Annotated in this window: 21 protein-coding genes; 16 read left to right on the forward strand and 5 right to left on the reverse strand. The window is 67.3% G+C overall.

From position 1 onward, the window contains the following. Positions 1-42: 42 nt before the first annotated feature. Positions 43-1,977 carry a propionyl-CoA synthetase gene (locus tag K2Y56_RS02535; protein WP_292504593.1) on the forward strand — a complete coding sequence of 645 codons (1,935 nt, stop codon included), beginning with the start codon at positions 43-45 and terminating at the stop codon, positions 1,975-1,977. Between the two features lie 19 nt (positions 1,978-1,996). Here K2Y56_RS02535 and K2Y56_RS02540 read toward each other — a convergent pair whose 3' ends face one another. Next, on the reverse strand, positions 1,997-3,799 hold the full coding sequence (locus K2Y56_RS02540; protein WP_292504596.1) for a hypothetical protein: 1,803 nt from the start codon (positions 3,797-3,799) through the stop codon (positions 1,997-1,999). A gap of 291 nt (positions 3,800-4,090) precedes the next feature. Here K2Y56_RS02540 and K2Y56_RS02545 point away from each other — a divergent pair, with 291 nt between their 5' ends. Both K2Y56_RS02545 and K2Y56_RS02550 read left to right on the forward strand, forming a co-directional pair. Then, on the forward strand, positions 4,091-5,209 hold the full coding sequence (locus K2Y56_RS02545; RefSeq protein ID WP_292504597.1) for an NADH:flavin oxidoreductase/NADH oxidase: 1,119 nt from the start codon (positions 4,091-4,093) through the stop codon (positions 5,207-5,209). A 2-nt stretch (positions 5,210-5,211) separates the two neighbouring features. After that, positions 5,212-5,565, forward strand: coding sequence for a hypothetical protein (locus K2Y56_RS02550; protein ID WP_292504600.1), 354 nt, complete (start codon positions 5,212-5,214; stop codon positions 5,563-5,565). Between the two features lie 7 nt (positions 5,566-5,572). Here K2Y56_RS02550 and K2Y56_RS02555 read toward each other — a convergent pair whose 3' ends face one another. Continuing rightward, positions 5,573-6,292 carry a phosphodiester glycosidase family protein gene (locus K2Y56_RS02555; protein ID WP_292504726.1) on the reverse strand — a complete coding sequence of 240 codons (720 nt, stop codon included), beginning with the start codon at positions 6,290-6,292 and terminating at the stop codon, positions 5,573-5,575. A 308-nt stretch (positions 6,293-6,600) separates the two neighbouring features. Here K2Y56_RS02555 and K2Y56_RS02560 point away from each other — a divergent pair, with 308 nt between their 5' ends. Beyond that, positions 6,601-7,113: a hypothetical protein gene (locus K2Y56_RS02560; protein ID WP_292504602.1), complete on the forward strand. Its 513-nt coding sequence runs from the start codon at positions 6,601-6,603 to the stop codon at positions 7,111-7,113. Between the two features lie 67 nt (positions 7,114-7,180). Here K2Y56_RS02560 and K2Y56_RS02565 read toward each other — a convergent pair whose 3' ends face one another. Continuing rightward, on the reverse strand, positions 7,181-7,549 hold the full coding sequence (locus K2Y56_RS02565; protein ID WP_292504604.1) for a DUF4174 domain-containing protein: 369 nt from the start codon (positions 7,547-7,549) through the stop codon (positions 7,181-7,183). A gap of 159 nt (positions 7,550-7,708) precedes the next feature. On the opposite strand from K2Y56_RS02565, the gene K2Y56_RS02570 reads away from it, so the two are divergent. From K2Y56_RS02570 to K2Y56_RS02615, 10 genes are all read left to right on the forward strand, one after another. Further along, a complete protein-coding gene (locus K2Y56_RS02570) occupies positions 7,709-8,725 on the forward strand; it encodes an NADP-dependent oxidoreductase (protein WP_292504606.1) in 1,017 nt (338 codons plus the stop codon). A 210-nt stretch (positions 8,726-8,935) separates the two neighbouring features. Beyond that, positions 8,936-9,496: a single-stranded DNA-binding protein gene (gene ssb / locus K2Y56_RS02575; RefSeq protein WP_292504609.1), complete on the forward strand. Its 561-nt coding sequence runs from the start codon at positions 8,936-8,938 to the stop codon at positions 9,494-9,496. An 88-nt stretch (positions 9,497-9,584) separates the two neighbouring features. Next, positions 9,585-10,526 carry a GAF domain-containing protein gene (locus K2Y56_RS02580; protein ID WP_292504611.1) on the forward strand — a complete coding sequence of 314 codons (942 nt, stop codon included), beginning with the start codon at positions 9,585-9,587 and terminating at the stop codon, positions 10,524-10,526. Positions 10,527-10,775: 249 nt separating this feature from the next. Continuing rightward, positions 10,776-13,505 (forward strand): DNA gyrase subunit A, encoded by a 2,730-nt coding sequence (gyrA, locus tag K2Y56_RS02585; RefSeq protein WP_292504614.1) that lies wholly within the window; start codon positions 10,776-10,778, stop codon positions 13,503-13,505. A 206-nt stretch (positions 13,506-13,711) separates the two neighbouring features. Next, a complete protein-coding gene (locus K2Y56_RS02590; protein WP_292504616.1) occupies positions 13,712-14,536 on the forward strand; it encodes a porin family protein in 825 nt (274 codons plus the stop codon). A 159-nt stretch (positions 14,537-14,695) separates the two neighbouring features. Further along, positions 14,696-15,196 carry a pantetheine-phosphate adenylyltransferase gene (gene coaD, locus K2Y56_RS02595; protein WP_292504617.1) on the forward strand — a complete coding sequence of 167 codons (501 nt, stop codon included), beginning with the start codon at positions 14,696-14,698 and terminating at the stop codon, positions 15,194-15,196. Between the two features lie 74 nt (positions 15,197-15,270). Next, positions 15,271-15,792, forward strand: coding sequence for a peptidylprolyl isomerase (locus tag K2Y56_RS02600; RefSeq protein ID WP_292504730.1), 522 nt, complete (start codon positions 15,271-15,273; stop codon positions 15,790-15,792). Positions 15,793-15,804: 12 nt separating this feature from the next. Continuing rightward, a complete protein-coding gene (locus K2Y56_RS02605; protein WP_292504620.1) occupies positions 15,805-16,305 on the forward strand; it encodes a hypothetical protein in 501 nt (166 codons plus the stop codon). A gap of 2 nt (positions 16,306-16,307) precedes the next feature. Beyond that, positions 16,308-16,769, forward strand: a complete 462-nt coding sequence (locus K2Y56_RS02610; protein ID WP_292504623.1) for a peptidylprolyl isomerase — start codon at positions 16,308-16,310, stop codon at positions 16,767-16,769. A 99-nt stretch (positions 16,770-16,868) separates the two neighbouring features. Then, positions 16,869-17,780, forward strand: a complete 912-nt coding sequence (locus K2Y56_RS02615) for an EamA family transporter (protein WP_292504625.1) — start codon at positions 16,869-16,871, stop codon at positions 17,778-17,780. Positions 17,781-17,872: 92 nt separating this feature from the next. On the opposite strand, the gene mobA is transcribed toward K2Y56_RS02615, so the two are convergent. After that, positions 17,873-18,493, reverse strand: coding sequence for a molybdenum cofactor guanylyltransferase MobA (mobA, locus tag K2Y56_RS02620; RefSeq protein WP_292504626.1), 621 nt, complete (start codon positions 18,491-18,493; stop codon positions 17,873-17,875). A 4-nt stretch (positions 18,494-18,497) separates the two neighbouring features. Beyond that, complete coding sequence (locus K2Y56_RS02625; RefSeq protein ID WP_292504627.1) at positions 18,498-19,622, reverse strand: Mrp/NBP35 family ATP-binding protein; 1,125 nt, start codon at positions 19,620-19,622, stop codon at positions 18,498-18,500. A 220-nt stretch (positions 19,623-19,842) separates the two neighbouring features. On the opposite strand from K2Y56_RS02625, the gene K2Y56_RS02630 reads away from it, so the two are divergent. Together K2Y56_RS02630 and K2Y56_RS02635 are read left to right on the forward strand one after the other, a co-directional pair. Continuing rightward, the gene (locus K2Y56_RS02630) at positions 19,843-20,724 is read left to right on the forward strand and encodes an NAD(P)H-hydrate dehydratase (protein ID WP_292504628.1); all 882 of its coding nucleotides are present in this window, start codon (positions 19,843-19,845) and stop codon (positions 20,722-20,724) included. A 131-nt stretch (positions 20,725-20,855) separates the two neighbouring features. Further along, positions 20,856-21,359, forward strand: a complete 504-nt coding sequence (locus tag K2Y56_RS02635; protein ID WP_292504631.1) for a pyridoxamine 5'-phosphate oxidase family protein — start codon at positions 20,856-20,858, stop codon at positions 21,357-21,359. Positions 21,360-21,405: the final 46 nt, after the last annotated feature.

Raw genomic sequence — 21,405 nt, forward strand, 5'->3', positions numbered from 1 at the left:
CACAGGCGGAAAAGACTGGCCGATAGGGACACAGGGCACGTCATGGCCACGGACAACAACGCCACGTCGGCGATGAGCCGCTACGCATCGGTCCACGCCGCCTCCTTCGCCGACGCCGAGCGCTTCTGGCTCGTCGCCGCGGAGGCGATCGATTGGGAGGTTGCTCCGAGCCGCGCCTTCGACCGTGACGCCGGCACCTATGGCCGCTGGTTCCCAGATGGCCGGCTCAACATCTGCCACAATGCCGTCGACCGGCACGTCGCCGCCGGGCGCGGCGAGCAGGTGGCGATCCTCTACGATTCGCCCGTGGCCGGCGAGAAGCGGCGGATCAGCTACGCCGCGATGCGCGATGCGGTGGCGACGCTGGCCGGCGTGCTCGCCGATCTCGGGGTCGAACGCGGCGATCGCGTCGTCATCTACATGCCGATGGTGCCCGAGGCCCTGTTCGCGATGCTCGCCTGCGCCCGCCTCGGCGCCGTGCATTCGGTCGTGTTCGGCGGATTCGCCGCCAACGAGCTCGCGGTGCGGTTCAGCGATGCGACGCCGAAGGTCGTGCTCGCTGCGTCCTGCGGCATCGAGCCGAGCCGCATTGTCCCCTACAAGCCGCTCCTCGACGCGGCGATCGCCGCCTCGGCGCACAAGCCCGATGCCTGCCTGATCCTGCAGCGGCCCCAGCGCGAGGCTGAGCTCGTTCCGGGCCGCGACCATGATTGGGCCGAGACGGTGTCGGCGGCGCGGGCAGCGGGGCGGAAGGCCGATTGCGTCGCGGTCTCGGCGACCGACCCGCTCTACATCCTCTACACCTCCGGCACGACGGGAAAGCCCAAGGGCGTGGTGCGCGATACCGGCGGCTATGGCGTCGCCCTCGCCTGGTCGATGGGCAACCTCTACGACGTGAAACCTGGCGAGGTGTATTTCTGCGCCTCGGATATCGGCTGGGTCGTCGGCCATTCCTACATCGTCTACGCGCCGCTCCTCCATGGCTGCACGACGGTGCTCTACGAGGGCAAGCCGGTGGGCACGCCCGATGCCGGCGCCTTCTGGCGCCTGATCCAGGAATATCGCGTCGCCTGCCTGTTCACGGCGCCGACGGCTTTGCGCGCGGTGAAGAAGGAAGACCCGCGGGCCGAACTCGTCGGATCATACGATCTGACGGGCTTTCGCAGCCTGTTCCTCGCCGGCGAGCGAGCCGACCCGGATTCGGTGGCCTGGGCGGAACGCGCCCTGAACCGGCCCGTCATCGACCATTGGTGGCAGACCGAGACAGGCTGGGCCATCGCCGGCAATCCGGTCGGGATCGGCCAGTTGCCGGTCAAGCACGGCAGCGCCTGTGTGCCGATGCCGGGTTACGACCTCCACGTCCTCGACGAGGCTGGTAAGCCGCTCCCTGCCGACACGATGGGTACCATTGCGTTGAAGCTCCCGCTGCCGCCCGGCTGCCTGCCGACGCTTTGGGGTTCCGACGAGCGCTTCCGCCAGAGCTATCTCACGACCTTCCCCGGCTATTACGACACCTCCGATGCCGGCATCGTCGATGCCGACGGGTACGTCACGGTGCTCGGCCGCACCGACGACATCATCAACGTCGCCGGCCACCGCCTTTCCACCGGCGGAATGGAGGCGGTGCTGGCGAGCCATCCCGATGTGGCCGAATGCGCCGTCATCGGCATTCGCGACGCGCTCAAGGGCGAGCAGCCCTGCGGCTTCGTCGTTCTGAAATCGGGCGTGACCCGCGAGCCCTCGGAGATCGAGCGCGAACTCGTCGCCTCGATCAGAGATCGCATTGGCCCGGTCGCCGCCTTCAAGCTCGCCCTGACCGTGGCGCGCCTGCCGAAGACGCGTTCGGGCAAGATCCTGCGCGGCACCATGAAGAAGATCGCCGACGGCGAGACCTGGACCACGCCCCCGACCATCGACGACGCGGCCGTCCTCGAGGAGATCGGCGAGAGCCTCAAGGGGAGGGGGATCGGAGGGTGAAGGCCGATGCGGACCCGCGTCAGCGGCAATGGTTCGGCTGGAAGCGTCTGATCCTGCTGCGAAGGCGCTCCTGAAAGGCTTCTTGTGTTCCCGAATATCTCTCGGGCGCGGTGAAGCTCTCGACGGACTTGCCGAGGCGCGCCAGCATCAGCTGCCACTCGCCGGACACGCGAAACGGGACGGTGCCGGTCTCTATCAGCGCCTCGAGATCCGGAAGCACGTGCGCTGCTTCGGGTCCGAGCAGGCAGAGAGCCTGCGCCGCCGCATTCGCATCGTCCAGGCGGTCGGGGTCTGAGGTCTTCGGAACGGGTCGCGCATAGGCCCGGGCGATGATCTGGACGAGTTCCGACGCAGCGGTCCCGCCGCGATCTGCCTGACGCAGAACGAGGCCCACCGCCCAGCGGCGCCGGTCCAGATCGGCCAGCAGCAGCGCCTCGTCGGCCGTACGCTCAGCAAACACCCCGGGCGGCAGCGCCGACAGAGCCCTCCCGAGCGTGCGGGCCGGCTCGCGGTCCTCCGGCATGCGGGCGGCGAGGATTCGGGCCACCATCGGACCTCGCAGGGTCGCCGCATCGGGCCCGAGGGCCTTGATCGGATAGTAGATGCCGAAGAAGTCGCGAAGGCGGGTATCGGCGATCAGTCGAGCGACCAGGGCGGCATCACCGGGGCGGATATCGGGCCGCTTGCCGAAGGAGTCCATCGTGTCGAAGAGGGGCCGGACGAGGCTGAAGGCTGCGGCGCCCGCCGGGACGGCGGGATCGTCGAGGGCGGCAACGAGCGTCGCACGCATGTCGAGAGCGCTCGACTGGATGGTCGCTGGGGCAGGCGTCAGGCCGAGATTCGTCGTCCGCCGAAGAACATCGAGCGTCCCGTAGGCACCCTCGGTGTTGTGGCGCCGCGCCCATTCGAAATGGAAATTCTCCAAGCCGCCATTGGGTTCGATCCAGAGCGGAACCTGAAGCCGGCGCGCGGTCACCGCCGTCCGGCGCACGACCTCCCCTCCTCGGTCGGCAAGCATGACGCGGGTGGAGGAGGCCGTGGGACGAAAGCTCCAGTCCCCCGAGCCGCTGAGGAGTGGTCCCTTGGTCAGCCGCAGGGTCCAATCCGGCATCGGCGGTGCCGCGTCATGGGGATCCCGTATGAGGCAGGTTCCGGCGGCGAGGGCGAGCTTCCAGGCGATGCGAAGGGACGGCGCCTCTGGCCAGGCATCGACCCCGCCATTCCCCTCGGTCGGGAGGATCGGATCAGGGCAGGTCGACGACGCCAGCTGCGGGGTCAGCCGATAGGTGGCCGTGACATCGTCCTTGGCACGACGTGCCGGGGCCCCGTCCGCGTCGAAGGCTGCAGCCAGGACGACGGCCGTCACGCCGGGCGTGAAGAGGGCAGCGGCGCAGAGATCGTCGCAGGCATAGGCCCGCCTTCTCCCATTACCGATTCCGACGGTACTGCCCGTGCCCCTCTCCCTCTCAATGCGCAGGGTCCCGGCGATCACGGCCGGCGTCTGGGGTTCCCGGTCGCCGTCGCGGGCCTGCGCGACGACGCCGTCGATGCGAGCGTTCCCGAGGAGCGGCAACGCCGCGGCCATGCCGGCCGCGAATGCCAGCCCGGTGAGCGAGGCGATCCAGGAGCCGAGACGGCGACGGCTCGGATACCAGAGGAGTGCGAACAGGGCGCCGTAGAGGAAGGCGGTCGGCATCAATCCGAGGATCAGGCCTGGCAGGATAAGCGCGATCGCCCCGATGATGACGAGGCTCGGAACCGCCACGGCGAGCAGACCGAGCACGCCGGTGACGATGAGATAGTACCGAAGAGCCTTGGCCATGGGGCGGGCCTCGCGCGTCGAGGCCGATGCCTCACCCGTGAGGTGCAGTGTCCTGCGTAGGCATTGCGTTTCTTTGAACGGCGAGTGCTGCCGATCGCCGACCGCGATGGCCGGGTGCTGCCGACGAGAGCCAAGGGACAGTCTCGCTGTCGTCGATCCTTTTCGGAAATGTAGTGTCGATCATCGCGACGGCCTTCGTCTCGTAGAACGCCTTAACTTCCGGGAGAGGCGGACCTCTCACGACCGGCTATTTTGTCCTACAACGCTCATACGCACATCATGGAACCCCGCATGACGCCACGCCTGTTCGAACCTCTGCGCCTCGACGACCTCGTCCTCGAGAACCGCATCATCGTCGCGCCGATGTGCCAGTACTCGGCCCATGCCGGTCAGGCGGGCGACTGGCACCTGATGCATCTCGGGCAGCTCGCCCAGTCGGGGGCCGGGCTCCTCACTCTCGAGGCGAGCGCGGTCTCGCCGGAGGGGCGGATCTCGCCGGCCGATCTCGGGCTTTACTCAGACGAGACCGAGCGGGCGCTCGGCCGCACGCTCGACGCGGTGCGAGGCTATGCGCCGATCCCGATCGCGATCCAGATCAATCATGCCGGCCGGAAGGCATCGAGCAGGGCGCCCTGGGATGGCGGCGCACAGATCGCCCCGGACGCACCGGATGGCTGGCGCACGGAGGCGCCGTCCGCCATCCCACACGCCGAAGGCGAGGTTCCGCCCCGCGCCCTCGACGCGGATGGCCTGAAGCGCATCCGCGATGGCTTCGTCGCCACCGCGACACGTGCGCTCGCGATCGGCATCGACGGATTCGAGCTTCACGGAGCGCACGGCTACCTGCTGCACCAATTCCTGTCGCCGCTCTCCAACCAGCGGACCGATGCCTATGGCGGCAGCCTCGCGAACCGGATGCGGTTCCCGCTCGAATGCTTCGAGGCCGTGCGCGAGGTCGTGCCCGCCGGCAAGCCGGTCTGGATGCGGGTCTCGGCGACCGATTGGGTCGAGGATGGCTGGAGCCTCGACGAGACCGTCGAACTCGCCCGCGAGCTGAAACGCCGCGGCTCGGCCGCGATCCACGTTTCTACCGGAGGGCTGTCGACGGCACAGACAATTCCACTCTCGGCCGGCTACCAGGTACCCTTCGCGGAGCGGATCAAGGCGGAGACCGGCATGACCACCATCGCGGTCGGCCTCATCACCGAGGCAGCCCAGGCCGAGGCGATCCTCGCCGAGGGCAAGGCCGACGCGATCGCGCTCGCCCGCGCCATCCTGTACGATCCGCGCTGGCCCTGGCATGCGGCGGCCGAACTCGGCGCGCAGGTGCGGGCACCCAAGCAATATTTCCGGAGCCAGCCGAGGGAGTTCAAGGCTCTGTTCCGCGACGCCAGCCACGGGCAGCGCTGAGCATGGACGACATCACCGCCTTCACCGTAGGCCGGGTCCGCTACGACGAGGAGAACGGCATCTGCCTGATCTCCGGCGCTGACGACGAGGAGGAGCCGGCCGGCTACTTCATCATACAGATCGAGAAGGGCGACCCGGACGGGCCGCTCATCGAGGTGTTCGGCGAGGACCTGACGCAATCGGACGGCGTCGCCGCGCTCGAGATCGGCCTGCGCCACCTGCTCTTCACCTTCGAGCCCCTGAGCACGATCGGAGCCGAGATGCCGATGGTGCGGATCGAATCCGAGACCGAGATCCCCGAACGGGCCCGCAACCGCCTGAGCCTCGCCTTCGGCCGGAGGGTGTCGCGGGTGTGACGCTTCCTCAGCGCGGGACCGCGCCCACCATCGGCCCGAGGGGACGGCTGAGGTCGGAGCGGCCGAGGCTCGGGGCGTAGAGGCTCGAGACGCTGCCGTCGAGGAACAGGGCGTTGCGGCAGCCGAGCTCGTCCTTGAACAGCCGGGCGAAGGCCCCGAAGGTCACGGGGCGCTCGGAGATCGCGAAGATCGCGGTGCGGCCCTCGTCGCGGACGCCGACGCCGTTGCGGATCTTCTGCGACGGGCCGTCCGTCGAGATCTTCGGGTGGATCTTGCCGTCGACCACCAGCATCGGGCCGGACTGGGTCGCGAAATCCGGCTTCGGGTTGGCCTTTAGGTAGCGCCCGGTCTCCAGCACCCCGGCGCGGTCGCCCTTCACGTAGAAGATGCCGTTCGGCTTGAGGTGGAAATTGCCCGGGCCGTTGGCGGTCGAGACGCCCTTCATCTCGCGCCCCTCCTCCACATAGAGCCCGACCGGTGCCTGGCCCTTGTCGTACATGCCGGCATTCATCGCGAAGCCGAGCTGAGCGCCCTGCCTGGCCGCAAGGCTCGACAAGGAGGAATAGGGCAGCCCGTCCGAACCAAGCCAGTAGAGGCGAACCCGCTCGCGGCGAAGGTCCACGGTACAGACCGTGAACGTCTCGCCCTCGGATTGAACCGGACGGCACGGCGTCGCAGCCGACCCCTCGCGCGGCGCGAGTCCGAGGAACAGGACGACGGCAGCCAGGCCGAGGCGGCGCCAGGACCTTGTCACGTTCCCACTCAAACGAGGAGCCTTCTCGAACGGGCTGTTTCGGTGTGAGATCAAGACTGGCTCCTGCCGTCTGGCTGCGGACGGCAACGCGACGCGGCACGGCCGAACGAAGCCTCGCCGAAGATGGGGGTTGGGATAGCAAGACCGCCGCATCCGCTCAATCACGGCTGCACCGGCGAGCATGGATGGATATGGGGCGAGGCGGAATGGTGAATGAACCGTTCACAACACCCGAGCGTTTGACGGCCGTGGGGGAGAGAACGTCGTTCGGAGATGATGTGATGAAACGAGTGCTTCTCGCTTCCGCGGCGATGGTCGGCGCCTTGGCGATGATCCCGGCAACTGCCGATGCCCGCGGTTTCCGCGGCGGCGGTTTCCACGGCGGTGGCTTTGGCGGCGGTGGTTTTGGCGGCGGCTTCCGCAACGCCGGGTTCGGCGGCTATCGGGGCGGTTTCGGGGGATATCGCGGCGGGTTCCGCCCGGCCGGCTTCGGTGGCTATCGCGGCGGGTTTTACGGCGGCCGCGGCTTCTATGGCGGACGCGGCTTTGGATATGGCCGTGGCATCGGGATTGGCGCAGTGGGTCTCGGCCTCGGACTTGGCCTTGCCGCCGGCGGCCTTTATGGGGGCGGCTACTACCCGAGCTACGGCTACGGCTACGCCCCAGCCTCTTACGGTTACGGTCATGGCTACGCACCCGTTTCCTACGGCGGCTACGGCGAGTGCTACACCGTTCCGCGGACCCGCTGGACGCCCTACGGCTATCGCCGTGTGCTCGTCGAGCGCTGCTACTGATCCGGGTCGGATCGAAGAAACGAGGGGGTCGCCGGTGGCGGCCCCTTCTCGTTTGTGGGGCTGAACGTCAGCGACGCATTTCGCCTCGTCTCATCGGCATTGCGTCAATGGTCGAGAACAGAGTCGATGCCGGGAGCGGCTCGCCCGAGATGAGCTTGGCCTCGCCGTCCTTGCCGACCAGCACCGCCCTGAACGATCCGGCCGGCAATCCGAGCCGGCGCCTGATCGCGACGGCTTTGGCGTCGTCGCCATAGGCCTCGACCGTGACGACGTCCCGACCGGTCACCTCGGACCTGGCCGAGGCCAGGATGGCCCGCTGCGACCGGGCCGCGGCATCGCCCGCGTCCGGAGCCGAGATGACGACGAGGCGCGACTCCCACTGATAGACGGCGAGCGGATCGCGTTCGGCGGGTGTGGCGCTGGAGGCCGTCGACATGGCTCCGGCCGTCGCGATCGCCAATATCCGAAGATGCATCGTCACCCTTATTCTAAGCCTCAGCCGGGCCCTTCCCGTGGAAGCGCCGATGCAAGGATCCGGGGGCGCCCTGCGCCCGTTCTCTGAGCGAGGGAACGTGTACCGCCACCGAAAGTGCCCATGACCGACATCAACCGTCGCATCGTCCTGGCCTCGCGTCCGCACGGGGAGCCGAGCCCGGCCCATTTCCGGATGGAAGAGACGCGGGCCCCGACTCCGAAGGCGGGCGATGTGCTGCTGCGCAACCGCTTCCTCTCCCTCGATCCCTACATGCGGGGGCGGATGAGCGCAGCGAAATCCTACGCCAAGCCCGTCGAGATCGGCGAGACCATGGTCGGCGGCACGGTGAGCGAGGTCGTCGCCTCGCAGAACCCGGATTTTCCTGAGGGCACGTTGGTCGCCGGGTTCGGCGGCTGGCAGGACCTGTGGGTGTCGAACGGGGCGGGCTTGCGCCGGCTCGATCCGGAGGCGGCGCCGCTCTCGACGGCGCTCGGTATCCTCGGCATGCCGGGCATGACCGCCTATACCGGCCTCCTCAATATCGGCCGGCCGAAGCCGGGCGAGACCGTGGTGGTGGCCGCCGCCGCCGGACCGGTCGGCTCGCTCGTCGGCCAGATCGCCAAGCTCAAGGGCGCGCGTGCCGTCGGCATCGCCGGGGGCCCGGATAAATGTGCCTACCTCGTCGACGAGCTCGGCTTCGACGAGGCGGTCGACCACCGCGGCGCTGATCTCCCAGGAGCCCTCGCAGAAGCATGTCCCAACGGTATCGACGTCTATTTCGAGAATGTCGGCGGCGCGGTGTTCGAGGCGGTGCTGCCGCTCCTCAACGATTTCGCCCGCATCCCGGTATGCGGCCTCGTCTCGGGCTACAACCTCACCGACCTTCCGCCCGGCCCGGACCGGTCGCCACTCCTCATGCGCGCCGTGCTGACGAAGCGCCTGCACATCCAGGGCTTCATCGTGTGGGATTTCGCCGAGCAGGAGGCCGCCTTCCTCGGCGAGGTCGGGACGTGGCTGAGGGACGGGCGGGTCAAGCACCGCGAGGACATCGTGGAAGGTCTCGACAAGGCGCCCGGGGCCTTCATCGGGCTCCTCAAGGGCCGCAATTTCGGAAAGATGCTGGTCCGGATCTCTTGAACGAAGGGCAGTTCGGAGCAGAAGCGATCTTGCTCGACAATGAGAACAAGAGTAGAACAAACGCGCGTTTAAGCGCCGTCGGCAGCGAGCCTGCGAGTCCCGTGGACAAGCTGCATCTCGCGATTGCGGCGACCGGCGCCAGGGACCATGAAAGGCACGTCGCGACGGCACGGCGTGGCCGCGGGTGAGATCGATCGACAGGAGAGAAGCATGGCCGGCAGCGTCAACAAGGTGATCCTGGTAGGCAATCTCGGGCGCGATCCCGAGACGCGCCGACTCGGTTCGGGCGATCCCGTCGTCAACCTGCGCATTGCGACGTCCGAGTCCTGGAAAGACAAGATGTCGGGCGAGCGCAAGGAGAAGACCGAGTGGCACTCGGTCGTGATCTACAACGAGAACCTCGCCAAGGTTGCCGAACAGTATCTACGCAAGGGCTCGAAGGTCTATATCGAGGGTCAGCTTCAGACCCGCAAATGGGCCGACCAGTCGGGCGTCGAGAAATATACGACCGAAGTCGTGCTTCAGCGTTTTCGCGGCGAACTCACGCTGCTCGACGGCCGCGGTGGCGGCGGCGAGTTCGCGGGTGAGGAAGAGAGCGGCGGCCAGATCAGCAGAGGCGGCGACTACGGCGGTGGCGGACGTGGCGGCTCGGATCGCGGTGGCGATTACGGCGGCGGCGGACGCTCCTCGGGTAGCGAGCGTCGTCCGGCACCGACATCCGGCGGCGGATCAAAGCCGAACTACGACCTCGACGACGACATTCCGTTCTAGGATCGTCGCGAGCCGGGCTACGTCGCGGGAGGCTGGCCCGGCCTGGAATTTGCTCTCCCCTCGGCAAACGAGGGAGTGAGCAGGCGCCATGGCATCCTTCATCCGCGTCACCGAAGTCTGGGTTCCATCGCGAGATGGGTCGAGGCTGGAGTTCGGCACCGGCAGCTACGGGGACCTCCACGGGTTTCACGCCGAGAGCCACCAGACCGTTTTCGGCTATGGCGAAGGTCTGCCGGGTCAGGCCTGGGCGACGCGCCGGCCGATCGTCCTTAAGAATTTGCAGAATTCCTACTTCAAGCGCGGCGCGGCGGCTGCCGACGCCGGCCTGACCTGTGGCTTGGCGCTGCCGATCTTCGCCGGCGACTCCCTGCGCGCGGTGGTGACCTTCTTCTGCGCCGACGATGCCGAGAAGGTCGGCGCCATTGAGGTCTGGGCCAACGATCCGGCCCAATCGAGCGCGATGGAGGTCCAGGACGGCTATTACGGCAATGCAGAATTCTTCGAGCGCAACTCGAAGGCAATCCAGTTCGGCAAAGGCGAGGGCCTGCCGGGAGAGGTCTGGGAGCGCGACCGACCGATCGTCGTCAAGGAGCACTACGGCTCGCATCGTTTCCTGCGCAAGGCGGAGGCGCTCAAAATCGGACGCACCACCGCATTCGGCATGCCCTGTCACGGCGACCGGACCCGCGACTGGGTAATGACCTTCCTCTCGGCGCTCGGCACGCCGATCGCGAGACGGTTCGAGGTCTGGAAGGCGGAGCACGATGGCGAACACCTCATCTACGAGGCGGGACTCTGCGAGGTCGAGGGCGACTTGCTGGAAACCTACGGCTCCCTCAGCCTCGCCAGGGAGGACGGAACGATCGGCAAGATTCTGCTTACCGGGCTCCCGGTGATCACCACCGACTTCTCGCATGAGCCGTCTCTGATCTCGCGCAGCCTCGCCGAGGCTGGTCTGACTACCCTCGTCGCCATTCCCGTGTTCAGCCGCGAGGCACGCCTCACGGCCGTGGCCGCCTGGTATTTCTGAACGTCCCTTGCGGGAAGCGGGACGAGCACATCGCCTAAGTTTCTGAACCGGAGCGGCTTTTTCCTCGCGGTTAAGGCCCTGGCTGCGGTGGCGCCGCCCATGGCGATAGCCTATATTGAAGGGGAATAAAGGCCTGCCATCGCAACCTGGCGGCGGCTTCCAAAAACGCTCGCCTCGCCTCACGGCGAGATCCTGATCGCCACCTCGGCGGCGGGATGCCGAGCCCGCACACGATAGAGATCGAAGACCTTGGCTGAGAACGACGAGAACGGCGCCGGCGCGACGCCGCCCGCCAGCGATATCCGCCCCGTTTCCATCACCGACGAGATGAAGCGCTCCTACCTCGATTACGCCATGAGCGTGATCGTGAGCCGGGCGCTTCCCGATGCGCGTGACGGCTTGAAGCCGGTCCACCGCCGCATCCTCTACTCGGCCTTCGAGAGCGGGTTCCTGCCCGAGCGCAAATACGTCAAGTCGGCCCGCATCGTCGGCGACGTGATCGGTCTCTACCACCCGCACGGCGACCAATCGATCTACGACGCCTTGGTCCGCATGGCGCAGGACTTCTCGATGCGCCTCATGCTCATCGACGGCCAGGGAAATTTCGGATCGGTGGACGGCGATCCGCCCGCGGCCATGCGCTATACCGAGTCTCGGCTCGCCAAGCCGGCGAACGCGCTGCTCGCCGACATCGACAAGAACACCGTCGACTTCCAGCCGAACTACGACGAGTCCCGCGAGGAGCCGAAGGTCCTTCCGGCGCGCTTCCCGAATCTCCTCGTCAACGGCGCCGGCGGCATCGCGGTCGGCATGGCCACCAACATCCCGCCGCACAATCTCGGCGAGCTGATCGACGCCTGCATCGCCCTCATCGACGATCCGAGCCTCGACGTCGAGGCGCTGACCGAGATCGTGCCCGGTCCTGATTTCCCAACCGGCGGCTCGATCCTAGGGCGCGCCGGCACCCGACAGGCCTATGCCACCGGCCGCGGCTCGATCGTCATGCGGGCGAAGTCCCACGTCGAGGAGCTGCGCAAGGAGCGCGAGGCGCTGATCTTCACCGAGATTCCGTATCAGGTGAACAAAGCGACTCTCATGGAGAAGATCGCCGAGTTGGTGAAGGAGAAGCGCGTCGAGGGGATCTCCGACCTTCGCGACGAATCCGACCGCGACGGCATGCGCATCGTCGTCGAGATCAAGCGCGACGCCATGGCCGACGTCGTGCTGAACCAGCTCTACCGCTACACGCCGCTGCAATCGTCGTTTGGCTGCAACATGGTTGCGCTCAACGGCGGCCGCCCCGAACTGATGAACCTGAAGGACCTGCTGCAGGCCTTCGTCGACTTCCGCGAGGAGGTCGTATCCCGCCGTACCAAGTTCATGCTCGGCAAGGCGCGCGAACGCGCCCACGTGCTGTGTGGTCTTGCCATCGCGGTCGCCAATATCGACGAGGTCATCCGCCTGATCCGGACTTCGCCCGACCCGAACACCGCCCGCGAGGCGCTGATGGGCCGCGATTGGCCGGCACAGGACATCGCTCCGCTGATCGCCCTGGTCGACGATCCGCGCCATCGCGTCGCCGATGACGGCACGTACCGCCTCTCCGAGGTCCAGGCCCGCGCCATCCTCGACCTGAGACTGCAGCGCCTCACCGCCCTGGGCCGCGACGAGATCGGCGACGAGTTGAAGAAGCTCGCCGACGAAATCGCAGACTATCTCGACATCCTGCGTTCGCGCCTTCGCATCATGACCATCGTCAAGGATGAGCTCGCGGAGGTCAGCGAGGCCTACGCGACGCCGCGCAAGACCGTGATCCTCGACTGGGATTCCAACGTCGAGGACGAGGACCTGATCCAGCGCGAGGACATGGTCGTCACCGTGTCCCATGCCGGCTACGTCAAGCGCGTGCCGCTCTCGACCTACCGGGCCCAGCGCCGCGGCGGCAAGGGCCGCTCCGGAATGGCGACGCGCGACGAGGATTTCGTCACCCGGCTTTTCGTCGCCAACACCCACACGCCGATCCTGTTCTTCTCCAACGAGGGCCAAGTCTACAAGGAGAAGGTGTGGCGCCTACCGATGGCGGCCCCGAACGCCCGCGGCAAGGCCTTGGTCAACATCCTGTCGATGGAGGCCGGGACCGAGCGCATCACCACGATCATGCCGCTGCCGGAGGACGAGTCGTCGTGGGAGACGCTCGACGTGATGTTCGCCACCGCCTCGGGATCGGTCAGGCGCAACAAGCTGTCCGACTTCGTTCAGGTGAACCGCGCCGGCAAGATCGCCATGAAGCTCGATGAGGGCGATCACATCGTCCATGTCGAGATCTGCCGCGCCGACCAGAACGTGCTGCTCACGACGGCGGCGGGCCAGTGCATTCGCTTCCCCGTCGAGGATGTCCGCGTCTTCAAGGGTCGCGATTCGACCGGCGTGCGCGGCATCAGCCTGGCCAAGGACGACCGCGTCATCTCGATGACCATCCTCAACGCCTTCGAGGCTTCGCCGGAGGAGAGGGCCGGCTACCTCAAGATGCGGCGCGCCGTCATCGGCGAAGCCGACGGCGAAGACACCAACGGCGCCGAGGCGGAAGAGGTGAGTGCCGAGGCCACGGCGATCTCCCTCGATCGCTACAACGAGATGGGCGCCGCCGAGCAGTTCGTGCTGACCCTGTCGGAGCGCGGCTACGGCAAGCGGACCTCGTCGTTCGAGTACCGGACCTCCGGGCGCGGCGGCAAAGGCATCACCGCCATGCGGGTGAACCCGCGCAACGGCAATCTTGTCGCCTCCTTCCCGGTCCAACCCTCGGACCAGATCATGCTGGTGACCGATGGCGGTCAGCTCATCCGAGTGCCCGTGGACGATATCCGCATCGTCGGACGTGCCTCGCAGGGGGTCACGGTGTTCAACACCGAGAAAACGGAACGCGTGGTCTCGGTCGAGCACATCGAGGGCGAGGACGAGACCGGCGACGACATCGCCTGATCAGCGCGAGCGCCGCTCCGATCTGGGCGGCGCTCACGCGGATTTTACCAATCATCGCGGATGACGATCGCCATCCGATCGTGTGCAAAACTGAATCGTGCGAAATCGTTCTTCCAATCTCAGTGTTGCCGCAAAGTCATAGGTGCCACGGCGGGAAACGGCTAAGTCTGGGGTCAGTGAAACACCTCCTCACGAAGGACGGCCCCGTGTTCAAGAAGATCCTCCTCGCCGGCTCTGCCCTCGCCATGATGGCCGGCACCGCGGCTGCTGCCGACCTTCCGCGCCGCGCCGCGCCGCCGGTCTTCGTTCCGGTCCCCGTCTTCACCTGGACCGGCGCCTATTTCGGCATCAACGCCGGCTACGTCTTCAGCGAGAGCGACACCGCTCGCACCACCGGCATCGGCGCCCTCCAGAACAACGTGAATCTCGGCCTGCGCGAGCCGGGCGTCCGTGTCTCGACCGAAGGCTTCACCGCCGGCGGCCAGGTCGGCTACAACTATCAGTTCACCCCGGGCAACGGCCTGGTGGTCGGTGTCGAGGCTGACGCCCAGTACACGGATCTCGACAGCAGCGTCACCCGCTCGATTTTCATCCCGGCCGCCAACCCGAACCGCCTGACCAACATCTATCGTACCGAGATGTCGTTCCTCGGCACCGTCCGCGGCCGCGTCGGCTACGCCTTCGACCGGTTCCTCGTCTTCGGCACCGGCGGCTTCGCCTACGGCGACGTCACGCACAGTGTCCAGTTCCAGACCGGCGTGCCGATCACCTACTCGGGTCAGCGCAACCAGATGGAGACCGGCTACGTTTACGGCGGCGGCGTCGAATACGCGCTCCCCACCGACTCGTTCCTGAATTTCTTCAAGACCAGCGCCGTGACGATCAAGGCGGAGTACCTCCGTTACGACCTCGGCAGCAGCAACCTTCTGGTTGCCAGCGTCGGCGGCCCCGGCATCGGCTACAACACCCGGTTCCAGAACGAGGGCAGCATCGCCCGCGCCGGCATCAACTACAAGTTCGGCTCCTACTAGGACCTTCGGCCGGTGCAATAAACCGGCCAGGGATCGAACGATCAGGGCGGGTGCTCCTTCAACGGGGCGCCCGCTCTTTTTCGTTTAGATCCGGAGGTTGAGCGATGATGGGCGGGCGGTGGTTCCGTTCCCGTCCAAAATGCTCTACGCCGCCCCTCGATGATCCGCACCGCGCTCTATGCCGGCTCTTTCGACCCGGTGACGAACGGCCACCTCGACGTGATCCGGCAAGCCTGCCGCCTCGTGCAGGGTCTGGTCATCGCCGTGGGCGTCCATCCCGGCAAGACGCCGCTGTTCTCTCCGGAGGAGCGGCTGGAGCTTCTGCGAGCCACCTGCGAGCCGCTGGCGGCAGCGGAGGGCACCCAGCTTTCGGTCACCACCTTCGACGACCTCGCTGTGACTGCCGCCCGCCGACACGGCGCGACGTTGTTCATTCGTGGGCTCCGCGACGGCACCGATCTCGATTACGAGATGCAGCTCGCCGGCATGAACGGCACGATGGCGCCCGAGGTGCAAACGGTGTTTCTGCCCGCCTCCATGGGAGTCCGGCCGATCACCGCAACGCTTGTACGCCAGATCGCCGCGATGGGCGGAGACGTCTCGCCCTTCGTGCCTGGAGCGGTCGCCGAACGCCTGGCTGCGCGCTTCCGCAAATCCTGACCACCCAATAGAAGACCGGAGAACGACACATGACGACCAGCAGCCCGTTCACGCGCCGAATCGTCACCGCCGCTATGGCGATGGGCCTCGGCCTTTCTGCCCTGCCGGCTTTCTCTGCCGGTGAGAACACCGTCTATCTCGAGACCAAGGACGGGCGCGTGACCATCGAGTTGCGGCCCGACATCGCCCCCAAGCATGCGGCGCAGTTGAAGGCCTTGATCCGCCAGGGCTTCTATGACGGCCTCAAGTTCCACCGCGTCATGGACGGCTTCATGGCCCAGACCGGCGATCCCAAGGGCAACGGCACCGGCGGCTCCACCCTGCCCAACATCCCTGCCGAGTTCTCCCAGGCGCCGTTCAAGCGCGGCACCGTCGGCATGGCCCGCTCGTCCTCGCCGGATTCGGCGAACTCGCAGTTCTTCATCTGTCTCGGCGACGCATCGTTCCTCGACGGCAAGTACACGGTGGTGGGCGTCGTGACGTCGGGAATGGAAGTCGTCGACAAGATCAAGAAGGCCGCCCCCGGTGCACCGGGCGGTGCCGTGGACAACCCGGACAAGATCCTGACGATGAAGCTCGCTCAGGGAGCGCGATAGCCGGGAAGTGGCATGGCAGCCGCAGGGATCCTCGGCCGGCACGCCGTCAGGGCCATCCTGGCGGCCGCGCTGACAGGGCTCGGTGCCGAAGATGTCGCGGCGTGGACCTACGGGCGCGGCCCGACCCTCTCACTCCCGACGACGTTGCGCGGCACCGTCCAGGTCCCGGCGGAACGGCAGGGTGACAGCCGGGCGGCGGATACGTTGAAGGAGCTCTACGCGAGGCTCGCCTCCTGCTGGAAGTCGCCCGCGGGGCTTGCCCGCCTGGAGCGCGCCGAAGTCACGGCGCGCTTCGCCCTGAGACGCGACGGCTCGGTGATCGGGGAGCCGCGCATCACCTTCGCAACGCAGCCCAGCGACAGCCGAGCCTTCCGGCTGCTCAGCGAAGCCGCTCGCGACGCCATCCGCCGCTCTACGCCGGCCAGAATCACGCCAGCGCTCGGCGGCGCCATCGCGGGGCGCCCCATCGCGCTTCGTTTCGTCTATCAAGGACCCGCAGGACAGGGAGTTTGACCATGGCTGACAACGAGACCATCACCCTCGAGACCACCAAGGGCCGCGTCGTGATCGGCCTTCGGCCCGACCTCGCCCCCAACCATGTCGAGCGGCTGAAGACGCTGGCCGCGCAGGGGTTCTACGACGGCGTGCCGTTCCACCGTGTCATTGACGGCTTCATGGCCCAGACCGGCGATCCGACCGGAACGGGCTCGGGCGGCTCCGAGCTTCCCGATCTCAACGCCGAGTTCAATGCCGAGCCTCACGTGCGCGGCACCTGCTCGATGGCCCGCACCAACTTTCCGCATTCGGCCAACTCGCAATTCTTCATCTGCTTCAACGACGCGCGCTTCCTCGACAAGCAGTACACGGTCTGGGGCAAGGTCGTCGAAGGGATGGACGTCGTCGACACCCTCAACAAGGGCGAGCCGCCGCGCTCGCCGGACAAGATCGTCAAGGCGACGGTCGGCGCTGCGGCCTGAACGAGGCCGATCTGATTCTTCGGGAGCGCCCTTGCCGGCGCTCCCCTTCGTTCGGGACGAGCGCCCGGCAAGGCCCAGGCGATCCGTGAAAGCGTCCCGATGAGCGCCGCGTCACTTCCGCTTCGCGACGTCCTCCTCGCCGTGGCGGTGGTGACGGTCTGGGGTACCAACTTCGTGGTCATGCGGGTCGGCCTCGACCATCTGCCGCCGCTGCTTTTCGCGGCCCTGCGGTTCCTCTTCGCGGCCCTTCCGGGCGTCTTGCTTCTGCCGCGTCCGCAGGTCTCCTGGGCGAACCTCGCGGCCTACGGATTGCTGATCGGGACCGGGCAGTTCGGCCTGCTGTTCGTCGCGCTGAGCGGCCATATCTCGCCGGGCCTCGCCTCCCTGGTGATCCAGCTTCAGGTCTTCTTCACGATCGGACTCTCCATCGCACTTACCGGCGAACGGGTGCGTGGCTACCAATGGGCCGCCCTGGCTCTGGCGGCGTCCGGGATCGGCGTCATCGCTGCCCATACCGACGCTACGACGACGCCGCTGGGCCTTGCCCTCGTGGCCTTGGCGGCGATGAGTTGGGCCAGCGGCAACACCGTGGCTAAGGCGGGGGGCGTCCGCAACATGCTCCCCTACGTGATATGGGGGAGCCTGTTCTCGGCGCCGCCGCTCTTCGTCCTCTCCTTTGCCGTCGAAGGCTGGGACGCGATCCGCGACGGCCTTGCACGGGCAGACGTCATCACCTGGGGGACTGTGTTGTGGCAGGCGGTCGGCAACGTGATGTTCGGCTACGCTGTCTGGGGCTGGCTCCTGGCGAGGCACCCCGCCGCCCTGATCACGCCGATGGCGCTCCTGGTGCCGGTCTTCGGCATGGGGGCGTCCGCTTTCTGGCTCGGGGAGTCGCTGCCCGCCTGGAAGATCGGAGCGGCCCTCCTCGTGATGGGCGGCCTCGCGATCGGCGTCCTCTATCCGCGCTGGCGTGATCGGGCCGCTGCCACCCGCTTGCCACCGGCCGTTTGAGACCTGCCGTTTCGTCGCTTCGATCAGGCGCGCGCGTCTCTCATACCTCTTGCAGGGACGGGAGCGCGTTTAGCTTGAACGAATCGATGCGATTATCCGGATGCAGTAGACAGCGGCATAAGCTCCTCCGCTAGCACCAGATCCTCCGGCGTGTTGACGTTGAGGAACGGGTCAACCGGCTTAGCTGACCATTCCACCGCGGTGGCGCCATGGCGGGCGAGATAGGAGCCGACTCGGCGCTCCTCTCGCTCGACGAGGGCGGTCCGCAGGTCGTCGGTCAAGCAGACCGACCACAAGGCCGTGGTGAAATGCTGACGACCGCCGGAAGCCGCCATGGCGATGGGGGCTTGGCCGAGCCCGGCTTTCAGCCGAGCCACGAGATCGAGGGGCAGGAACGGCGCGTCACCGGTGACGCTCGCCACATGGGTGACGTCCGGGTGGTGAGCGGCGGCATGGTCCAGGGCAGCCAGGATGCCGGCCAGCGGCCCCGGATGGCCGGGTACTCCGTCCGGCACGATGGCTCCTGGAAAACCTGTGAACCGCCCCGGATCGCCGTTGGCGTTGAGGATCACGCCGGCTCCACATTGCGGCGCGAAGCGCTCGCGGACCCAATCGAGCAGAGTGCGATCGGCGAGTTGCATCAGCGGCTTGTCGCCCCCACCCATCCGGCGCGAGAGGCCACCAGCCAGGATGACACCCAGGACCTCCGCCATGAAGTTACTCGATGACGATGCGGGGCGCGGCACGTGTCGCGGGGCCACCCGAGAGGTTCGACCAGAGCTGCGCCGCGATCGTCCGGTAAATCTGCGCCTGAGGTCCGTCGGGATCGACCGCCACCACCGGCCGGCCGGCATCGGAGGTCTCGCGGATGGTCATGTTGAGAGGGATCTCGCCGAGGAACGGCACGTCGAGCCGTGCCGCCTCGGCGCGGGCGCCGCCATGGCCGAAGATGTGGGAGCTGTGGCCGCAATTCGGGCACACGAAGGTCGCCATGTTCTCGATGACGCCGAGGATCGGCACCGCGACCTTGCGGAACATGGTGACGCCGCGGCGGGCGTCGATGAGCGCGAGGTCCTGTGGCGTCGAGACGATGACGGCGCCCGAAAGGGGCGTTGCCTGGGCCATGGTGAGCTGGGCGTCGCCTGTACCGGGCGGCATGTCCACGACGAGGATGTCGAGTTCGCCCCAGGCGACCTCGCGTAGCATCTGGGTGATCGCCGACTGCACCATCGGCCCTCGCCAGATCATCGCCGTCTCGGGCTCGATCAGGAAACCGATCGACATCACCTTGATGCCGTAGCCGTCCATGGGCGCGAGCAGGCGCTCCTCGATCACTTTGGGCTTGCCAGAGAGGCCGAACAGCTTCGGCACCGAGGGGCCGTAGATGTCGGCATCCAGAAGCCCGACCTTCAGGCCCTGAGCAGAGAGGGCGAGAGCGAGGTTGCACGCGGTGGTCGACTTGCCGACGCCGCCCTTGCCCGACGCCACCGCGACGATGTGGCGGACGCCGGGAAGGGCAGGGCCGGTGCGCGGCCCGGCGGCCTGACCTGGGGATGGGGGACGAGCCGGCGCGGGAGCCGGCTGGTTCGGCCCGCGCTCGGAGGTGAGGCTCGCGAAGACGCCGGAGACCCCCGCCATGGCGAGCACCGCCCCTTCCGCCTTGCGCCGGATCGGCTCGAACCGCGTCGCCTCGCTCGGATCGATCAGGATCGAGAACATGACTCGGTTGGTCGGGTCGACCACGACCTGCGAGAGCCGACCGGAGGCCGGCAGCGTCGTCCCGCTCTCATCGATGGTGACGGCGGAGAGCGCCTTGATCACATCGTCACGGGTCATCGCCACGGGCACACGTCCTTCTGTAGAGGAAGCGGTTCGCTGCCTCAGGGCCCGCGATCCGCCTGTCCCGACCATGTAACCGCCCGGCAGCGAAACACCAGTGCACCGGACGGACTGAACATGAGGAAGGTCGATCGCCGGCGAAGGCAAGAACATTAGCCCGGCAGGTGAGGTTGGCGCAGGCGACGGCGACGAACGCATCCGATGCGGCCTCAAAGGCGAAGCGATGGCTCCTATCGAGCTCACAGCGGACCGATTACGGGAGCTGCCGCTGCCCTTGCCAGAGGCCGGGAGCAAGGAAGAGCGCGGCACTCTCCTGGTCGTCGGGGGCTCGATCGAGCTTCCCGGCGCGGCGCTCCTCGCGGGCACCGCGGCCCTTCGGGCGGGCGCCGGTCGGTTGAGGATCGCCACCGCGGCGAGCGTAGCGGTGGCGATGGCCGTGGCGATGCCCGAGGCGAGGGTCGTCGGACTCCCCGAGGACGAGGGTGGCGAGATCGATGCCGGCCGCGCCGAGGTCCAGGTCTCAGGCCTGGCGAAGAAATGCGATGCGATCCTGATCGGCACTGGCATGGGGTCCAGCGGGGGGACGAGAGCGCTGACGCTGGACCTTTTGGCGCGCCATGCCTCTTCCCTCGTGCTCGATGCGGGGGCGCTCGGAGGCCTGCGCGAGAATGCCGACGCCATGCGCTCCCGTTCAGGCCACTGCATCCTCACGCCGCATGCCGGAGAGATGGCCGGGCTCCTCGACATCGACCGGGACGCGGTCGAGACCGATCCGGCCGGCGCGGCCCTGGAAGCCGCCGGCCTGCTCCAGGCAGTCGTCGTGATGAAGGGGGCCGAGACCTGGATCGTGAACCCCGAGGGCGAGCGCTGGCACTATGCCGGGGGCGGCGTCGGCCTCGCGACCTCGGGCTCGGGGGACGTTCTCGCCGGGCTGATCGCAGGCCTTCTCGCTCGCGGCGCCGGCCCGGTGAGGGCGGCGATCTGGAGCGTCTTCCTTCATGGCGAGGCTGGTGCCCGGCTGGCGCGCTCGGTCGGTCCTCTCGGCTTCCTCGCTAGAGAGATCGCCGCGGAGGTGCCCCGGCTCCTCGCGGAGATCGGTGGGTGAGGGACCGCGCGTCGAAACCATCCGTGAGCCCGCCCGTTGTCGAGGCGACATCCGAGGCTGGCCCAGCCGCCTGATCCGGCGCTCAGCCCATCCTAATCCTCGGACACAGACCGATCGACGGAGCATCGACCATGCAGGACCACAACCACCGCGACCACGAGGGCGCGGCGAAACTGTTCGACCTCATCAAGGACATCAAGGTCGCGATGATGACCACGGCCGATGCCGACGGAAAGCTCTACAGCCGGCCGATGTGGAGCCAGGACACCGATGGGGCAGGGGACCTGTGGTTCTTCACGAAGCTCCACAGCCCGAAGACCGCCGAGATCAGCCGGGACAATCAAGTGAATCTCGCCTACTCGGATCCGTCGAGCCAGACCTACGTCTCGGTGGCGGGCAAGGCCGAGATCGTCACCGACCAATCGATCATCAACGACAAGTGGTCCGAGGCCCTCAAGACCTGGTTCCCCAACGGCAAAGACGATCCGGAGGTGGCGCTGATCCGCGTCCATCCCGAGAAGGGCGAGTACTGGGACAGCCCGAACGCCACGATGCTGCACCTCTACGGCTACGTGAAAGCCGCGGTGACGGGCGAGTCGCCAAAGACCGAGACCAAGAAGGTCAACCTCGCCTGAGGCATCGATCCGGGGCGGTGCGCGTCGCTCGCATCGCCCCGTTGAC

Origin of the sequence: Methylobacterium sp. (genome assembly GCF_019745455.1) — a bacterium.
GTDB lineage: Bacteria > Pseudomonadota > Alphaproteobacteria > Rhizobiales > Beijerinckiaceae > Methylobacterium.

Coding starts and splice junctions, on each gene's coding strand:
- K2Y56_RS02535 (WP_292504593.1), top strand. CDS start 43: ATGGCCACGGACAACAACGCCACGTCGGCGATGAGCCGCTACGCATCG.
- K2Y56_RS02540 (WP_292504596.1), bottom strand. CDS start 3,799: ATGGCCAAGGCTCTTCGGTACTATCTCATCGTCACCGGCGTGCTCGGT.
- K2Y56_RS02545 (WP_292504597.1), top strand. CDS start 4,091: ATGACGCCACGCCTGTTCGAACCTCTGCGCCTCGACGACCTCGTCCTC.
- K2Y56_RS02550 (WP_292504600.1), top strand. CDS start 5,212: ATGGACGACATCACCGCCTTCACCGTAGGCCGGGTCCGCTACGACGAG.
- K2Y56_RS02560 (WP_292504602.1), top strand. CDS start 6,601: ATGAAACGAGTGCTTCTCGCTTCCGCGGCGATGGTCGGCGCCTTGGCG.
- K2Y56_RS02565 (WP_292504604.1), bottom strand. CDS start 7,549: ATGTCGACGGCCTCCAGCGCCACACCCGCCGAACGCGATCCGCTCGCC.
- K2Y56_RS02570 (WP_292504606.1), top strand. CDS start 7,709: ATGACCGACATCAACCGTCGCATCGTCCTGGCCTCGCGTCCGCACGGG.
- ssb (WP_292504609.1), top strand. CDS start 8,936: ATGGCCGGCAGCGTCAACAAGGTGATCCTGGTAGGCAATCTCGGGCGC.
- K2Y56_RS02580 (WP_292504611.1), top strand. CDS start 9,585: ATGGCATCCTTCATCCGCGTCACCGAAGTCTGGGTTCCATCGCGAGAT.
- coaD (WP_292504617.1), top strand. CDS start 14,696: ATGATCCGCACCGCGCTCTATGCCGGCTCTTTCGACCCGGTGACGAAC.
- K2Y56_RS02600 (WP_292504730.1), top strand. CDS start 15,271: ATGGCGATGGGCCTCGGCCTTTCTGCCCTGCCGGCTTTCTCTGCCGGT.
- K2Y56_RS02605 (WP_292504620.1), top strand. CDS start 15,805: ATGGCAGCCGCAGGGATCCTCGGCCGGCACGCCGTCAGGGCCATCCTG.
- K2Y56_RS02610 (WP_292504623.1), top strand. CDS start 16,308: ATGGCTGACAACGAGACCATCACCCTCGAGACCACCAAGGGCCGCGTC.
- K2Y56_RS02615 (WP_292504625.1), top strand. CDS start 16,869: ATGAGCGCCGCGTCACTTCCGCTTCGCGACGTCCTCCTCGCCGTGGCG.
- mobA (WP_292504626.1), bottom strand. CDS start 18,493: ATGGCGGAGGTCCTGGGTGTCATCCTGGCTGGTGGCCTCTCGCGCCGG.
- K2Y56_RS02630 (WP_292504628.1), top strand. CDS start 19,843: ATGGCTCCTATCGAGCTCACAGCGGACCGATTACGGGAGCTGCCGCTG.
- K2Y56_RS02635 (WP_292504631.1), top strand. CDS start 20,856: ATGCAGGACCACAACCACCGCGACCACGAGGGCGCGGCGAAACTGTTC.